This window comes from Ancylobacter polymorphus (assembly GCF_030813495.1).
Classification (GTDB): Bacteria; Pseudomonadota; Alphaproteobacteria; order Rhizobiales; family Xanthobacteraceae; genus Ancylobacter; species Ancylobacter polymorphus.
The window spans coordinates 627,203-644,179 of record NZ_JAUSUI010000001.1; the positions used below are offsets into that span (position 1 = coordinate 627,203).

General features: G+C 69.7%; 13 protein-coding genes. 4 read left to right on the plus strand and 9 right to left on the minus strand.

Annotated features, from left to right (window positions below; genetic code table 11):
* Positions 1–19: 19 nt before the first annotated feature.
* The 4 genes from nagZ to J2S75_RS03295 form a co-directional block, all read right to left on the minus strand.
* Entirely contained in the window at positions 20–1,048 is a 1,029-nt protein-coding gene (nagZ, locus tag J2S75_RS03280; RefSeq protein WP_307018139.1) for a beta-N-acetylhexosaminidase, read from the minus strand.
* Positions 1,049–1,062: 14 nt separating this feature from the next.
* Positions 1,063–3,087 (minus strand): SPOR domain-containing protein, encoded by a 2,025-nt coding sequence (locus J2S75_RS03285; RefSeq protein WP_307018141.1) that lies wholly within the window; start codon positions 3,085–3,087, stop codon positions 1,063–1,065.
* Positions 3,088–3,178: 91 nt separating this feature from the next.
* Positions 3,179–4,945 (minus strand): arginine--tRNA ligase, encoded by a 1,767-nt coding sequence (gene argS, locus J2S75_RS03290; RefSeq protein WP_307018143.1) that lies wholly within the window; start codon positions 4,943–4,945, stop codon positions 3,179–3,181.
* Positions 4,946–4,990: 45 nt separating this feature from the next.
* Entirely contained in the window at positions 4,991–6,163 is a 1,173-nt protein-coding gene (locus J2S75_RS03295) for a deoxyguanosinetriphosphate triphosphohydrolase (RefSeq protein ID WP_307018145.1), read from the minus strand.
* Positions 6,164–6,262: 99 nt separating this feature from the next.
* On the opposite strand from J2S75_RS03295, the gene J2S75_RS03300 reads away from it, so the two are divergent.
* The 3 genes from J2S75_RS03300 to xth are packed head-to-tail and all read left to right on the plus strand — an operon-like array spanning position 6,263 to position 8,204.
* Complete coding sequence (locus tag J2S75_RS03300; RefSeq protein ID WP_307018147.1) at positions 6,263–6,619, plus strand: HesB/IscA family protein; 357 nt, start codon at positions 6,263–6,265, stop codon at positions 6,617–6,619.
* Positions 6,619–7,371, plus strand: a complete 753-nt coding sequence (locus tag J2S75_RS03305; RefSeq protein WP_307018149.1) for a 5'-methylthioadenosine/adenosylhomocysteine nucleosidase — start codon at positions 6,619–6,621, stop codon at positions 7,369–7,371. The genes J2S75_RS03300 and J2S75_RS03305 overlap by 1 nt, the downstream gene beginning before the upstream one ends.
* 44 nt (positions 7,372–7,415) lie before the next feature.
* Complete coding sequence (xth, locus tag J2S75_RS03310) at positions 7,416–8,204, plus strand: exodeoxyribonuclease III (protein ID WP_307018150.1); 789 nt, start codon at positions 7,416–7,418, stop codon at positions 8,202–8,204.
* Between the two features lie 112 nt (positions 8,205–8,316).
* Here xth and J2S75_RS03315 read toward each other — a convergent pair whose 3' ends face one another.
* The gene (locus tag J2S75_RS03315) at positions 8,317–9,180 is read right to left on the minus strand and encodes a tetratricopeptide repeat protein (protein WP_307018152.1); all 864 of its coding nucleotides are present in this window, start codon (positions 9,178–9,180) and stop codon (positions 8,317–8,319) included.
* Complete coding sequence (gene ilvD, locus J2S75_RS03320; protein ID WP_307018154.1) at positions 9,167–10,894, minus strand: dihydroxy-acid dehydratase; 1,728 nt, start codon at positions 10,892–10,894, stop codon at positions 9,167–9,169. The genes J2S75_RS03315 and ilvD overlap by 14 nt, the downstream gene beginning before the upstream one ends.
* Between ilvD and J2S75_RS03325 the strand changes: the two genes are divergently transcribed.
* A complete protein-coding gene (locus J2S75_RS03325) occupies positions 10,869–11,339 on the plus strand; it encodes a hypothetical protein (RefSeq protein ID WP_307018156.1) in 471 nt (156 codons plus the stop codon). The genes ilvD and J2S75_RS03325 overlap by 26 nt on opposite strands.
* An 11-nt stretch (positions 11,340–11,350) precedes the next feature.
* On the opposite strand, the gene J2S75_RS03330 is transcribed toward J2S75_RS03325, so the two are convergent.
* From J2S75_RS03330 to J2S75_RS03340, 3 genes are all read right to left on the minus strand, one after another.
* The gene (locus J2S75_RS03330) at positions 11,351–12,067 is read right to left on the minus strand and encodes an MgtC/SapB family protein (protein ID WP_307018158.1); all 717 of its coding nucleotides are present in this window, start codon (positions 12,065–12,067) and stop codon (positions 11,351–11,353) included.
* A gap of 58 nt (positions 12,068–12,125) precedes the next feature.
* On the minus strand, positions 12,126–14,957 hold the full coding sequence (locus J2S75_RS03335) for a valine--tRNA ligase (RefSeq protein ID WP_307018159.1): 2,832 nt from the start codon (positions 14,955–14,957) through the stop codon (positions 12,126–12,128).
* 131 nt (positions 14,958–15,088) lie between these two features.
* A complete protein-coding gene (locus tag J2S75_RS03340) occupies positions 15,089–16,822 on the minus strand; it encodes a DUF2497 domain-containing protein (RefSeq protein ID WP_307018160.1) in 1,734 nt (577 codons plus the stop codon).
* Between the last annotated feature and the right edge of the window lie 155 nt (positions 16,823–16,977).

Sequence of the window (16,977 nt, forward strand, 5' to 3'; positions counted from 1 at the left end):
CAGGAACCGCGAACGACGTTCAGGACGCCGCGATCATAGCCGAAAAACGCGTCCGTGCCTCATCCAGGGCGATTTCCTCCGGCACCGCCAGACGTGCGAGCGCCGCCGCGCAGCGCCGGGCCGCCTCGCCCGCGAGGAGCGGCGTGCGGGACGCCACGTCGGCCATTTCGTTGAGCCGCCCATTGCAGTGAAGCGCGAGGTCGCAGCCGGCGGCGAAGGACGCCTCGGCGCGGTGCGCGAGCGACCCCGCCAGCGCGCCCATGGACAGATCGTCGCTCATCAGCGCGCCGTCGAAACCGATATGGCCGCGAATGATCTCGTCGATTACCGTGGGCGAGGTCGTGGCCGGACGGTCGGGATCGACGGCGGTGTAGACGACATGCGCCGTCATGCCGAGCGGCAGGTCGGCAAGGGCGCGGAACGGGGCGAAATCGGTCGCTTCCAGCTCGGCGCGGGAGGTCTCGACCACCGGCAGACTTTCATGGCTGTCGGCACGGGCCCGGCCATGGCCGGGAATGTGCTTGAGCACCGGCAGCACGCCGCCGCTCATCAGCCCTTCGGCCGCCGCACGGGCGAGATGCGCCACCTGCGGCGGGGTCGCCCCATAGGCGCGGTCGCCGATAATGCCATGACCTTCGGGCAGGCGCAGATCGGCGCAGGGTACGCAGTCGACAGTGATGCCGAGCGCCGCGAGATCGGCCGCCATCAGCCGGGCACCGAGCCGGGCGGCCTCGGCCGCGCCGTTCGTGTCACCCGCCTCGGCGCGGCGCGCGAACACGTCCGCCGGCGGATAGGCCGGCCAGTGCGGCGGGGCGAGACGCTGAACCCGCCCGCCTTCCTGGTCGATCAGCACCGGCGCGTCGGGGCGGCCAACCGTGGCACGAAAGGCGGCGACAAGCGCCGCCACCTGGGCGGGGCTCTCGACATTGCGGCGGAACAGGATCAGCCCCCACGGAGCCGCCTCCTCAAGAAAGGCGATCTCATCACGGGTGAGCGCGGTGCCGGCGCAGCCGGTGATGAAGGCGCGCGGCGCGGGCGAGGTGGTCATGAGACTCCGGCGGCTCAGTTGCGGGCGACCATGCAGGTCGTGCCCTGGGCGCGCAGGGCTTCGCACAGGCTCACCGCACCGTCACGCGAGCTGAAATTGCCCACCTGCGCCCGGTAATAGATGCCCTTGTCGCCGAGATCGGCCCGCTTCACGCTGAAAGGCTGGCCACGCAGCAGATCGGCATAGCGGGTCTGGGCGCTGCGCCAGGTCGCCTGCGCCTCCGCTTCGGAGCGGACAGAGGCGATCTGCACGACATAGGCGCCCGCCGGAACCGACGAGGCGCTCGACGACGCCGCAGGCGCCGCCGCCGTGCGGGCGGGCGGCGCGGCGGGGGCCGGGGTCGCCGCGCGTGGGGCGGCCGCCGTGGCGGCGGCCGGTGCCGGCGCGGGGGCCGCGTCAGTGGGCATGTTCTCGACGATGGAGGGCGTCGCGGCGAGCGGCGTGGGCGAGGTCGGCACAGTGCCGCCCGCGCCCATGTTCAGCGCGACGGGATTGCCGGCGGGGGCAGCCGAAGCGCCGGGGGGCACCGGCGCGGCCGGTGCCGGCACCTCCACCACCGTGCCATCGGCCCGGACGGTGAGAGTGCGCACGCGCTTGGGCTCGCCGGACCCGGGCTGCGAGGCACTCGACGGCGAGGTCTGGATGACGCGCGGCTGCGGCTGCGCCGCCTGCGACACGTCGACCGGCTGCTCCTCGCTCGACACAACCTGCTCATTGCCGGTGGTGGCGCCGCCGACGCGGTCATAGATCAGCTTCTGGCCATCGGCGCCCTGTTCCGCCGCCGCCGGCTGGTTGGGAATCACCTTGTTGGGACCCTGATCGGCGCGAATGACCGGCGGAGCACCAGCGACCGTGGATGTCGAGCGGCCGGACATCAGGCCATAGCCGATGGCGGCGGCCCCGATGAACACCACCACAGCCCCGCCGATCATCATCAGGCGCTTGCGGTCGAGGCCCTTGGGCGCCTGTTCCTCCGGGGCGTAATCGTCATAGGCGTCGGCCTCCGGCGGGTAGTCGCCGGCGGAACGCCCGTAATCATAAGCATCCTCGTCGAGATCGACCGGCTGCTGGGCGCTCGCGGGACGGCCTGGCGCCGCCGAGCCGGCCGGCGGCGCGGCGGGCGCCGCCGGCGCGTCGACGGCGCGGGCCGCGGCCGTGGCGCGGGTCATCCAGGCGGGAATACGGCTATCGGCGGCCTCATCGCCGCTGCCCGCCGAAGGTGCCGCTGCAGCATGGGCGGCCGCCTCGCGACGGGCACTCTCCTGACGCGCGGCCTGCTGGCGCGCGGCCTCCTGACGGGCCGCATCCTGGCGCGCCGCATCCTGGCGCACGGCTTCCTGCCGCAGCGCCTCACGGCGCATCGCCTCCTGACGGGCGGCCTCCTGGCGCGCGGCTTCCTGCCGTGCCGCTTCCTGGCGGCCCAGATCCGGGCGGGGAGCTTCCTGACGCAGAGCCTCCTGGCGCAGAGCCTCCTGGCGCAGAGCCTCCTGACGCGCCATGTCCGCCGCCGTCATCGGTCGCGCCGAGGGAGCACGAGGCGCCTCGGGGCGGGGAGCTTCCGGCCGGGTCGGCAGCGGCCGCTGCGGCGACGAAGGAGCCGCATTTGGGGCCGGCATGCGGCGCCCCGCCTCGGTCACCTGCGGACGCGGCGGGACATAGGGCGCGCGCGGATCGGGCCGCTCGCCACGGGCGGGTTCGCGATGGGCGTCGGGTGCCTGATAGTCTGAACCCGGACGCGGCGGCGCTCCGCGCGACACGCCCTCACCATAGACTTCCGCCGCCAGCGCGGCGAAGGAACCGGGCGCGGGACGCGCTTCATCGGTGGGGCGGCGCGCCGTCAGCGGTGGCCGGGTGGGCGGGGGAGACATGGGCCGGCCCGAAGGGACGGCCGGGGGCTGAGGCGGGGCGGCCGTCCGCGCGGGCGGCGACTGGCGCAGCAGCTCGGCGAAATCGTCCTCCTGGGCCATCAGACGCGCAAGTTCGGCAAGCGGGTCCTCGGCGCCGTTTTCCGGCCGGTCACGCATGTTCTCATTGCCCATCTTCAGAACCTGTTCGCCACGTTCAACACCAGGACCGCCCATCGGGCGGCATCACGGGAGCGGCAGGTCGAACGAACCGTCGCGAACGCGCTCACCGCATTTCTTCGGGAGCATCGACTCCAAGAATGGAAAGTCCTGAAGCGATGATCAGCGCGACGGCGTGCACCAAAGCCAGCCGCGCATAGGTCAACTCTCGATCATCTTCGATAATGAAGCGTAAATGAGGCAGATCCTTTCCGCGATTCCACTGTCCGTGCAGGGCGCTGGCGAGATCGTAGAGATAGAAGGCCAGCCGGTGCGGCTCGCGCGCCGGGGCCGCCTGCTCGATCAGGCGCGGATAATTGGCGATGAGGCGGGCGAGACCCACTTCCCCTTCGTCGTCGAGCCGCGACAGCGCCGCGCCGGCGAAGTCGGCCGGCGCCGTCGGCAGGTCGGCGAAAGCCTGCGCCGCGTTGCGCAGGATGGAGCAGGCCCGCGCATGCGCGTACTGCACATAGAACACCGGATTGTCGCGCGACTGCTCGATCACCTTGGCGAGATCGAAGTCGAGCACGGCGTCGTTCTTGCGGTTGATCATCATGAACCGCACCGCGTCGCGGCCGACCTCGTCGACCACGTCGCGCAGGGTCACGAAATCGCCGGCGCGCTTCGACATCTTCACCGGTTCGCCATTGCGCAGCAGCCGCACCAGCTGGCACAGCTCGACATCGAGGCTGGCTTCGCCGTCGGAGGCGGCCTTCACCGCCGCCTGCATGCGCTTGACATAGCCGCCATGGTCGGCGCCCCAGATATCGATCATCCGCTTGAAGCCGCGATCGAATTTGTCCTTGTGATAGGCGATGTCGGCCGCGAAGTACGTATAGGCACCGTCCGACTTCATCAGCGGGCGGTCGACATCGTCGCCAAACTGCGTGGCGCGGAACAGCGTCTGCTCCCGATCCTCCCAATCCTCCACCGGCTGCCCCTTGGGCGGCGCCAGGCGCCCCTCATAGACGAGATCGCGCGCCCGCAGTGTCTCCAGCAGCCGGTCGATGATGCTCGGCGCCCCGTGCGGCCGGGCATGCAGCGTCCGCTCGGAGAAGAAGGTCTCGTGATGGATGTTGAGCGCGGCAAGATCGGTGCGGATCATCGCCATCATCGCGTCGATGGCGATGGCGCGCACCGCCGGAAGCCATTCCTCTTCCGGCTTGTCGAGCAGCGTGCGGCCGTACTTCGTCACCAGAGCCTTGCCGACGGGGACGAGATAGTCGCCGGGATAAAGCCCCTCGGGAATGGTGATCGTCTCGCCCAGTGCCTCGCGGTAGCGCAGGAAGGCGGAGCGGGCGAGCACATCGACCTGCGCGCCGGCATCGTTGATGTAATATTCCCGCGTCACCTTCCAGCCGGCGAAGGCGAGCAGATTGGCCAGCGCGTCGCCGAACACGGCGCCACGGCAATGGCCGACATGCATCGGGCCGGTGGGATTGGCCGAGACATATTCGACATTGATCGGCTGACCACCACCCGCCTGCGAGCGGCCGTAGTCACGGCCCTGAACCAGCACGGCGGCGAGCACCTGCGGCCAGTAGGAACCGTCCAGCGTCAGATTGATGAAGCCGGGACCGGCCACGTCCACCTTAGCCACACCCGGCAGCGCCGCGAGCTTGGCCGACAGCTTCTCCGCGAGCTCGCGCGGCTTCAATCCGGCTTCCTTGGCGAGCACCATCGCCGCATTGGTGGAGAGGTCGCCATGGGAGGCGTCGCGCGGCGGCTCCACCACGACGCGCGCCGTATCGACCCCCGCAGGCACCACCCCTTCACGCGCAAGCTCGGAAAGCGCGGCGCGGACATGATCGACGAACAGGGCAAAAAGGTTCATGACGGCAAACTCCCGGCGCGGCCAGACCCAAAGGGGCCGCTGCCGCTACCGCAGTTCCGGTGCACTGTCAAAGAGCCGGGCATGCTCGGCGAGGGCGTAACGGTCGGTCTGGCCGGCCAGGAAATCGGCGATCCGCCGGGCGCGCGCCGCCTCGCTGCGGCCCTCGACGCTGGCCCGCCACTCCTCCGGCAGCGCGGCGGTGTCGGCCATGTAGCGGGCGAACAGGTCGCGCACCACCGCCCCGGCCGCGTCCATCGCCGCCATCACCCGCGGGTGGCGGTACATGCGCGGAAACAGGAACGCCTTGATCGCCTTTTCCGCCGCGGCCGTCTCCCCTGAAAATCCCACCACGGCATGGCCAAGCCGGCGCAGGGCATCGGCATCCTCGGGCTGTGCGAGTGCGATCCGCCGGCGGCTCTCCGCCACCACATCGCCGATCAGTACGGTGATCATCCGCCGGCCGAGTTCATGGAACAGCCGGGCGCGGTCGAGATGGGGCCAGTGCCGGCGGATCTCGGTGAGGATCGGTCCAACCAGCGGCAGTTCGGTCAGTTCGTCGAGGCCGAACAGGCCGGCGCGCAGCCCGTCATCGAGGTCGTGAACGTCATAGGCGATGTCGTCGGCGATTGCGGCGACCTGCGCCTCGGCGGAGGGCCAGCTCCACAGCCAGAGGTCCTGCCGCTCGGCATGCACCTCGATGGCGTGCGGCAGCGGCGCATGCTGGGGGCCGTTATGCTTGACGATGCCCTCATGCGTCTCCCAGCACAGGTTCAGCCCGTCGAAATCGAGGTAGCGGTTCTCCAGCCGCGTCACCACGCGCAGGGACTGCGCATTGTGATCGAAGCCGCCATAGGCCGCCATGCAGGCATCGAGCACGCGCTCACCGGCATGGGCGAAGGGCGGATGGCCAAGATCATGCGCCAGCGCCAGAGCCTCGCTCAGATCCTCGTCGAGGCCGAGCGCGCGGGCCACCGAGCGCGCCACCTGCACCACCTCCAGCGTGTGGGTGAGCCTTGTGCGGTAATGGTCACCCTCGTGATAGGAGAATACCTGCGTCTTGTAGGCCAGCCGGCGGAAGGCGCTGGAATGGATGATGCGGTCGGCATCGCGGCGAAAAGCGCTGCGCGCATCGCCGCCGGCCTCGGGGTAGAGGCGCCCCCGGCTTTCCTCAGCCTTCGACGCCCATGGCGCCCGCGGCTGCGCCCCGGCCACCGCCATGCGCGTCTCTCCTGCCCGTTCTGCGAGAAGCCCCCTTTGACTCGGGGGCGGCAGCACTTAACTATCCGGGCAGGTCATATTCAACGGGAAGTGTGCGACATGAGTGCAGGTCCATCGCCCGACATCGCGGCTCCGTCCGTCGGCGTCACCGCCAGCGCGGCGCGGCGCATCGCCGAAATCCTCAAGGGAGAACCGCCGGAGACTATGCTGCGCGTCAGCGTGGAAGGTGGCGGCTGCTCGGGCTTCCAGTACAAGTTCGACATCACCCGCGAGCGCGAGGCGGACGACATCGTCATCGCCGAGGGCGGGGCGAGCGTGGTCATCGACCCCGTCTCGCTGGAATATATGTCCGGCTCGCATATCGACTTCGTCGACGATCTGATCGGCGCCTCGTTCCGCATCGCCAATCCGCACGCCACCGCTTCCTGCGGCTGCGGCACCAGCTTCGCCCTCTGATGCGCCCGATTGGCGTCCTCTGCGCCATTCCGCAGGAATTCGCCTTTCTCGCCGACAATCTGACGGCGACGGAGATCACCGAGACCGCCGGCATGGTGTTTCATGCCGGCCGGCTCGACGGCCATCAGGTGGTGCTGGCGCGCGCGGGCATGGGCAAGGTCAACGCCGCCATTGCCGCCACCCTGCTGCTGGAGCGGTTCGGCTGCCGTCTGCTGCTGTTCTCCGGCATCGCCGGCGGGCTCGACCCCGCGCTCTCCATCGGCGATGTGGTGATCGCCGACCATGTGGTGCAGCACGATGCCGGCTATTACGGCGCGGATGAAGGCTTCGTCGTCTATCAGGCCGGCCATCTGCCGTTCTTCAGCCCGCATGAGGAACTGGGCCATAGCGCCGATGGCGATCTGATCACGCGGGTGCGTTCGGCGCTGGACGAGATATCGCTCGCCCCGCTCTCTGCCGCCGGCGGCGAGCGCCCGCCGCGGCTGCTTTATGGGCGAATCCTCACCGGCGACCAGTTCATCAATTCCGAGACGCTGCGCGAGCGGCTGTTCCGCGAACTGGGCGGGGCGGCGGTGGAGATGGAAGGCGCGGCGATGGCGCAGGCCGCCGCCGCCTTCGGCGTGCCCTGGCTGGTGGTGCGTACGCTTTCCGATCTCGCCGGCCGCGATTCGCATTTCGATTTCCGCCAGTTCGTCGATGAGGTGGCGCTGTCCTCCGCCCTCATCGTGCGCCGGCTGCTGCCGGTGCTGTAGACTGGCCGCGACTCGCCCTTCCCTTCGCCTTCCGTGAGACGCCGATGCGCATCGCCACCTGGAACGTCAATTCGATCCGGCAACGCCAGGAGCACGCTGTCGCGTGGCTCACCGAGACCCGCCCGGATGTGGTGTGCCTGCAGGAGCTGAAATGCACCGACGAGGCCTTTCCGCGCGAGGCGTTCGAGGCGCTCGGCTATAATGTCGCCGTACATGGCCAGAAGGGCTTCAATGGCGTGGCCGTGCTGTCCCGCCTGCCCTTCGACGAAGTGACGTCCGGCCTGCCGGGCGACGAGGCGGACGTGCAGTCGCGCTTCATCGAGGTGGTGGTCTCCACCCCGGAAGGCTCGCTGCGCGTGTGCGGCATCTACCTGCCCAATGGCAATCCGGTGGGCACCGAGAAATATCCCTACAAGCTTTCATGGATGCAGCGGCTGAAGGCGCATATCGCGGCAAGGCTGACCTTCGAGGAGCCGCTGGTGGTCTGCGGCGACTACAATGTCATCCCCGAGCCGGAAGACGCCGCCCATCCCGAGGCTTGGACGGAAGACGCGCTGTTCCTGCCGCAGACGCGGGCCGCGTTTCGCGAAATCCTCAATCTCGGCATGACCGACGCGCTGCGCGCCACCACGCAGGACGCCGGCCTCTACAGCTTCTGGGACTATCAGGCCGGCGCCTGGCAGCGGAACAACGGCATCCGCATCGACCATCTGCTGCTGTCGCCGCAGGCCACGGACCGGCTGAAGGCCGTGGGCATCGACAAGCATGTGCGCGGCTGGGAGAAGCCCTCCGACCATGTGCCTGTGTGGGCGGAGCTGGCCTTCAAGGCGTAACGGGCCCTCTCGGCCACGCCGTCATCCCGGACGGCCGCAGGTCGATCCGGGATCGTCTTATGCATGAGTGCGCTCCCGGCTCTCGCTGCGCTCGGCCGGGATTGAGCGCGCCTCAGCGCGCGGTCTTCATGTATTGTTCGAGATAGACCAGCGCCATGGCGCGCTCATCCGCGCTCGCATTGGCGAAGGCGTCCTCATAGAGGTCCACCACCCATTTGTCCTGCGGGCCGGCCGCGGCGTCGCGGGCGAGGGTAAGCCACATCAGGCCGCGCGCGGCCTGGCGCGGAATGCCGTCATCGCCCTTGAACAGCAGCCCGCCCAGCGCCGCCTGCGCCTGGTACTGGCCCTTCTGCGCCGCCAGCCCCAGCCAGCGTGCGGCGAAGCGCGGGTCGCGGTCGACGCCGTCGCCGTCAATATAGAGCCGCGCCAGATGGTACTGCGCGCCGGGATCGCCGAAATAGGAGGCGGCATAGGCGAACATGTCGCGCGCCCGCGTGGCGTCGCGGCGCACCTTGGTGTTGGGGATGCCGACGAGATAATAGGCCCCGAGCGCCACAAAGGCGTCCGCCACGAAGCGCGCCTCCGGCGTCGCCGGGTTGTCGTCGGCGTGCATGTTGGCGATCTGGCTGAAATACTCGAACGCCTTGATGTCGTTGCGCTCGACGCCCTCGCCTTCCGCATACATGCGGCCAAGCTTCCACTGCGCGCCGGCATGGCCCTGTTCGGCGGCATAGCGCAGGGAATCGATGCCCTGCTCCGTCTGGCCGGAGCGCAACGCCTGCGCGCCGAAGCGCACGGATTCCTCGATGGTGCGCGGCTTGCCGGGCGTCGCCGGTGCGGGCGCGTCCCCACCGGGCGTGCCGTCGAAGGCATGCGAGGTCGGTGCGGCCAGCAGCGCGGCCAATAGCGCCGCGCAGAGGAGCGCGGTGCGCGGGAGGGGGAGCGGGCAAGCGCCCGTGAGGTCAGATATCCGCATAGCACGCCGTCTCGGCCGCGCCGCCGGGGTGAGTGACCGCGCCATCACGGGCGGGTCCCACGGCCTGCGCGAACTTCCAGATGGCCCCCGAGCCGACGGGCGACGGACGCGGCTTCCACTCCGCCCGGCGGGCGGCGAGTTCCTCGTCCGAAAGCGCCACGTCAAGCGTGCCCTCGATCGCGTCGATGGTGATGATGTCGCCGTCGCGGATCAGCCCGATCGGGCCGCCGACCGCCGCCTCCGGCCCGACATGGCCGATGCAGAAGCCGCGCGTCGCGCCGGAAAAGCGTCCGTCGGTGATCAGCGCCACCTTGTCGCCCGCCCCCTGCCCGTAAAGAGCGGCCGTGGTCGACAGCATTTCCCGCATGCCGGGACCGCCCTTCGGCCCCTCATAGCGGATGACCAGCACGTCGCCTTCATTATAGGCGCGCTGCGTCACTGCCTCGAAGCAGGCTTCCTCGCCATCGAAGCAGCGGGCCGGGCCGGTGAATTTCTGATTCTTCAGCCCCGCCACCTTCACGATGGCGCCTTCGGGGGCGAGATTGCCCTGCAGGCCGACCACGCCGCCGGTGACGGTGATCGGGTCATTGGCCGGGCGCACCACGTCCTGGTGCGGGTTCCACTTCACCGAAGCGAGGTTCTCGGCCACGGTGCGGCCCGTAACGGTGAGGCAGTCGCCATGCAGGAAGCCGTGGTCGAGCAGCGTCTTCATCAGCAGCGGAATGCCGCCGGCCTCGAACATGTCCTTGGCGACATAGCGCCCGCCGGGCTTGAGATCGGCGATATAGGGCGTGCGCTTGAAGATCTCGGCAACATCGAACAGGTCGAACTTGATGCCGGCTTCGTGCGCCATCGCCGGCAAATGCAGCGCGGCATTGGTCGAACCGCCCGAGGCGGCGACGACGGTGGCGGCGTTCTCCAGCGCCTTCAGCGTGACGATGTCGCGCGGGCGGATATTGCGGGCGACGAGATCCATGATCTGCTCGCCGGCGGCCATGCAGAACCGGTCGCGGATTTCATACGGCGCCGGCGCGCCGGCCGAATAGGGCAGCGCAAGGCCGATCGCCTCGGAGACGGTCGCCATGGTGTTGGCGGTGAACTGCGCGCCGCAGGCGCCGGCGGAGGGGCAGGCGACCTGTTCGAGCTCGTCGAGGTCATCGTCGGACATCAGCCCGACCGAGTGCTTGCCGACCGCCTCGAACATGTCCTGCACCGTGACCGGCTGGCCGCGGAAGGAGCCCGGCAGGATCGAGCCGCCATAGATGAAGATCGACGGCACGTTGAGGCGCAGCATCGCCATCATCATGCCCGGCAGCGACTTGTCGCAGCCGGCCAGGCCGACCAGCGCGTCATAGGAATGGCCGCGAATGGTGAGTTCGACCGAGTCGGCAATGACCTCGCGCGAGGCCAGCGAGGCCTTCATGCCGTCATGGCCCATGGCGATGCCATCGGTGACGGTGATGGTGCAGAATTCGCGCGGCGTGCCATTGGCACTGGCGACGCCCTTCTTCACCGCCTGCGCCTGGCGCATCAGCGAGATGTTGCAGGGAGCCGCCTCATTCCAGCACGAGGCGACGCCGACCAGCGGCTGGTGAATCTGCTCGCGGGTCAGGCCCATGGCGTAGAGATAGGACCGGTGCGGCGCACGCGCCGGGCCTTCCGTCACATGGCGGCTCGGCAGGTTCCGCTTGTCGATGATCGTCCTGACGTCCATTTTCTTCACGCATCCCGGCGCGGGGGCTCTTTATCTTGGCACCGCATCCGGCACCTTTATCCCCCGTCTATCCGTCGGATTTCGTGCCGGTTTGTGGCGGCTTCGCGGCGTCGGCGCTGTGGCCTTCCGTTATGGTTGCGAATGCGTGACACTGTTGCCGGTCAGTCACAAAAACGCGATAGCCAGACGGCTGGAAAAGCGGCCCCCGCGCAGAGCCCGGGGCCGCCGGAAAACGAGGGAGAGCAACGTGCCGAGCGGGAATATCGTGGAGCGTCTGCGGGCGATGGCGGCGGATCTGGACCAGTTCCGCCGCGACAAGGTCGAGGACGAGCTGTCGGAGGCTGCCGACGTCATCGAACGGCTGCGCGCCGAGCTCGACCGGATGGAGGCGCGGCTGGCGGGGACGCAGACAGCCGCGGCCGATTCTTCGGCCGCCTCGCAGTAGCGGCCCCAACCTCAATCGGCGGCCGAGCGGGTCCAGTCGGCCGAGGTCACACCCGGCAGGTGGCGCAGCCGCGCCACCGCGGCATTGAGCTCGGCCACCCGCACGGAGGTGTTGACCAGCGTCGCGCGCAGCTCCGCCGTGCCGTCCGGCCGGTCCTGGATCTCGACCTCGTCGATCGGGAACTTCGCGGCTTCCAGCAGGCTTGACACCTTGCTGCGCAGTTCCGCCGCCACTGTCGCGCCGGTGATGACACTGACGCCATAGGTCGCCTCGGTCGATTCCTCGTCGCGCGGCAGGCGCTCCAGCGCGCCCACCAGGGGGCGCAGCAGGGTGTTGCCGGCCAGCACGAAGCCGGTGAGCAGCACGGACTGGGCGACCAGGTCCGCCCCGGCGCAGGCCCCCACCGCCGCCGAGCACCACAGCGTCGCCGCCGTGTTCAGGCCACGAATATTGGTGCCTTCCTTCATGATGACGCCGGCGCCGAGAAAGCCGATGCCGGAGACGACATAGGCGACCACCCGCACCGCCCCCTCAGGCCCGGCCAGGTGCATCGCCATGTCGACGAACTGGCAGGCGCCGATCGCCACCAGCACATTGGTACGCAGCCCGGCGGTGCGCTGGCGGTATTGCCGCTCGGCGCCGATCAGCGTGCCCATGGCGAAGGCGACCAGCAGGCTCACGATGGTGGAGAGGAAATCGCCCGGCTGGAACGATTCGATGAACGCCATGCCGCTTCCCTGCCCGCTCCTGCCTTACGCCTTCGCCTACCGGTCTCGCGGCCTTGTCTCAGCCGGCGCGGCCGAGCCGGGTCAAAGCCTCGCCGATCTTGGCGGCGCGCTCCGCCGCCGCCTCGCGGCGCTCACGCTGCTCCTCGATAACTTCCTCGGGTGCACGTTTGATGAAATCGGCATTGCCGAGCTTGGCATCGACCTTGGCGATGTCGTCCCGCGCCTTGGCCAGTTCCTTGGCGAGGCGCGCGCCTTCCGCGTCCATGTCGATAATGCCGACAAGCGGCAGCGCCGCCGTCTCGCCGCGCACCACGATCTGTACCGAGCCCGCCGGGGCTTCCGCCTCGAAGGAGATGCCGGACAGGCGGGCGAGGCGCGTCAGCGTGTCGAGCCACACCACCACGCGCGCGCGCACCTCCTCCGGCACGCCGACCAGCACCAGCGGAATCTGCGCGCCCGCCGGCACGTTCATCTCGGCGCGGACCGAGCGGATCTCGGTGATGAGATCGACCAGCCAGCCGATTTCCGCCTCCGCCTCGGGCGCTTCCAGCCCCGTCAGCGCCGGCCATTCGGCGAGGGTGAGCAGGCTGGCGCGCGGTGCGCCGGTCTCGGCCGTGCGCGCCCACAGCTCCTCGGTGAGGAAGGGCATGAACGGGTGCAACAGCTTGAGGATTTCGTCGAGCACATAGGCGGTGGTGGCGCGCGTCTCGTCCTTCCAGCCGCCATTGCCATTGAACACCGGCTTGGCGAGTTCGAGATACCAGTCGCAGAAGATGTTCCAGACGAAGCGATAGGCCGCGCCGGCCGCTTCGTTGAACTTGTAGGCTTCCAGCGCCTGGGTGATCTCGGTCCCGGCCTTCTGCAGCTCGGAGAGAATCCAGCGGTTGAGCCGGGATTCCGCGTTGCGCGGCACGAAGGCGGGATCGCGCCCGCAGCCATTCATCTCGGCGAAGCGGGCGGCGTTCCACAGCTTGGTCGCGAAATTGCGGTAGCCCTCGACACGCGAGGTGGCGAGCTTGATGTCGCGCCCCTGCGCCGCCATCGCCGCCAGCGTGAAGCGCAGTGCGTCCGCTCCGTACTTACCCACGAGGTCGAGCGGGTCGATGACGTTGCCCTTGGACTTCGACATCTTCGCGCCCTTCTCGTCGCGGACGAGGGCGTGGATGTAGACATCCCGGAACGGCACGTCGGGCATGAAGTGCAGGCCCATCATCATCATCCGGGCGACCCAGAAGAAGATGATGTCGAAGCCGGTGATGAGCACCGTGGTCGGGTAGAAGCGGGCGACCTCCCCCGTCTCGTCCGGCCAGCCGAGCGTGGAGAACGGCCACAAAGCGGAGGAGAACCAGGTGTCGAGCACGTCCTCGTCGCGGGTGATCAGCGCCGCGCGCTTTTCCGGATCGGCGGCGAGTTCCTGCGCCTCGGCATCGGTGATGATGCCGTTCTGCACGCAATGGGCGAGCGCGGCGGCAACGGCGGCCTCTTCCGTCTCCTCGACGAAGACCGAGCCGTCCGGCCCGTACCAGGCCGGGATCTGGTGGCCCCACCAGAGCTGGCGCGAGACGCACCAGGGCTGGATGTTCTCCAGCCACTCGAAATAGGTCTTCTCCCAGTTCTTCGGCACGAAGTTCGTCCGCCCCTCGCGCACGGCGGCCAGCGCCGGCTGGGCGAGGGTGTGGGCGTCGACATACCACTGGTCGGTGAGCCAGGGCTCGATGACCACATTGGAACGGTCGCCATGCGGCACCATATGGGTGTGCGGCTCGATCCGGTCGAGCACGCCGCGCTCTTCCAGCAGCGCGACGATGGCCTTGCGCGCCGCCTCGCGCGACAGCCCGTCGAGCGCCAGCGCGGCGGCGAGTTCGGCGCCCGGCTGGGCCCCGGCGAGGAAATCCTCATTGCCGGCCAGCGTGATCCGCGCCTCGGCGTCGAGCACATTGATCATCGGCAGGCTGTGCCGGCGGCCGACCTCGAAATCGTTGAAGTCGTGCGCCGGGGTGATCTTCACCGCGCCGGTGCCCTTGGTCGGGTCGGAATAGTCGTCCGCCACGATGGGGATCAGCCGGCCGACCAGCGGCAGGCGCACCTTGGCGCCCGCGGCGACGAGGCCCTGATAGCGCGGGTCCTCCGGGTGCACCGCGACCGCCGTATCGCCGAGCATGGTCTCAGGCCGGGTGGTGGCGACGACGATATAGTCGCGCGTCTCGAACTCGTAGGGCTGGTCGTTCTCGTCGAAGGCGATGGGGTGCTGGTAGGTCACGCCGTCGGCCAAGGGGTAGCGCAGGTGCCAGAGATGGCCCTTCACCTCGACCTGAAGCACTTCAAGGTCGGAAATGGCGGACTGGAACTTCGGGTCCCAGTTCACCAGCCTCTTGTCCTTGTAGATCAGCCCTTCCTTGTAGAGCCGCACAAACACCTTGAGAACGGCGCGCGAGAGGCCCTCATCCATGGTGAAGCGTTCGCGCGACCAGTCGCAGGAGGCGCCGAGCTTCTTCAGCTGGTTGATGATGGTGCCGCCGGATTCTTCCTTCCACGCCCAGATGCGCTCGACGAAGGCGGCGCGGCCCATGTCGCGGCGGCCGGGCAGCTGGCGCTCGGCGAGCTGGCGCTCCACCACCATCTGGGTGGCGATGCCCGCATGGTCGGTGCCGACCTGCCACAGCACATCCTTGCCGCGCATGCGCTCGAAGCGGCAGAGAATGTCCTGCAGCGTGTTGTTGAGCGCGTGCCCCATATGGAGCGAGCCGGTGACGTTGGGCGGCGGAATGACGATGCAATAGGGCTCGGCCCCTGCCCGCTCTGGACGCCCGGCCTTGAAGGCGCCCGCCTCCATCCAGCCCTGGTAGATGCGGTCTTCGACGGCGGCGGGATCGAACCTGTTGTCGAGCATGATGGCTCCGGCACCTCAATTGAACAGGCGCGAGAGAAAGCGGAGCCGATGCGCCAAGTCAACTGCGCCGGGTCAACTCGCGTAAGGCAATGCCCGGCGCAAAGCCCGGAATCGCGCCGATTGTGCCCGGCCTAATGGCCGTGCCGCGCGACGCGCTCGATTTCCGCCCGCACCAGCCGCTCGACCAGCGCCGGCAGGTTCTCGTCCAGCCATTCCTTGAGCATCGGCCGCAGCGCGTCGGTCACGAGATCGTCGATCGAGCGCGGCGGAAGGCTGCTCATGGTGCGCTGCAGAGAGCTGAAGGCGGCGGATACCGCGCTGCTCGCCGGCCCCGATACCAGCCGCTCGCGCATGGCCTCGGCGGTTTCCGTCGAAGGCGCCGGCCGGCTGCCGGCGACCGGACGCGCTTCCGCCAGCCGGCTTTCCGCCTGCGCAGCGTCGCTGCGCCGGGCATCGGCCCCGCCGCTGCCGAAAACGCGCGGCTCGGAAAGGCGAGGCTCGGAAGCGCGAGGCTCGGAAGCGCGAGGCTCATGGGACCGGCCCTCATAAGCACGCGGCTCGTAGGACCGTGTCTCCTGCAGGCGGGCTTCTTGAAGACGGGCCTCCAGCGGGCGCGGCTCGGCGGCACGCGTCGCGGGCGCCTCACTCACCGGCGCAGCGCTGCGGGGCCGCGCGTCGCGGGCCGGCTCCACGGAAGCCGGCTCAGCAGGCGTGAGCGGCGCGGGCATCGGCAGTTCGTTCGGCTCGGCCACCGGATGCGACGCGGCGACCAGCGCCGCTGGCTCAGCCGCCGGGGTGACGGGCGCCGCGGTCATCGCTTCAGGCTCGGCAGTGAAGGTCACAGGGCCCGACGGGGCGAGCACAGACGGTCCAACCGGAGCCGGCGCGGGCGCCTCAGGCACAGCGGCGACGGACGGTGCCGGCACATAAGGTGCCCGCTCCGGCTCGACCCTGGCGGGCTCGGAAAGGGCGGGCTTCGCCTCGGGGGTGCGCGCAGCCGGCGAGGCCGCCCGCTCCGGCGGGGTGGCCGGCTCGGTCAGCGCCACATTCGCCAGTTCCGCCTGAACCGCCTGCTCCACCAGCGCCAGGTCGAGCAGCGCCGCCGCCAGCGGCTTGTCGAGATCGCTGTCGAGCGGCGCCGACGGCTTCAGCATCGAGGGGCGGGAATAGGAGGGACGCAGGGGCGGCAGCGCGCTCATGCCGGAAGTGGATCCCGCCGCTGCGGCCGGTGTCGGCGCCGGCCGGGGCACCGCAGGGGCGGCCGCCGCGCGCGGTTCCGCCGCCGGCACCGGGCTGCGCGGCTCGACCAGACGCGGCTCGCCACGCGGGCGCACCTCCGGCAAGGGCCGCAGATCGGGCATGGGCCGGGAATCGGGGAACAGCCGCGGCTCGGTGCGGCGCGGTTCGGGCGGGCGATTCTCGCTCGCCACCGGCGCGGGGGCCGGCATGTCCAGCGCGCGGGCGGCGGAGCCGCCGGAATAGACCGGCCCTGCCGGCGCGCGGCTCACAACGGAGGGCGGCGAGAAGGGTGCGGCCGCCAGCGCGGCAGCCGCAACGGTCACCGGACGCGAGGCAAAGGGATCGGCGGCAGGCGCCCGACCGCGCGGGGCATAGTCCACCGGGCTCTCCACCCGCTCGCGAAAGGGGGGCGGCGCATAGGACAGGGCTTCCGGATCGGCCGGAGCCGGCTGCGGGCGCGGCGGGACAGGAGCGGCGGGGCGCGGCGCGGCCTCACGGGTCGGCGAAGCCGCACGGGCGGCGGGCGCCTCGCGCCCGGAACGCGACGCCTCATTGCGCGCGGCCGCCGGCTCGCCGGCCACCTCGTCGGAAATGATGCGGCGGATGGAGGCCAGGATCTCCTCCATCGACGGCTCACTGCCTCTCGCATTCGGCATGCGCTGCTTTCCGATCCCGGGGCTGAGGCGCTCGGCCGAAGCGCACGTTTCAACCCGTTAACACTTCATGAAGTCTGGACCGCCGGGGGCGGCACGCCAAGATGCAACCCGAGAGGATGAACAAG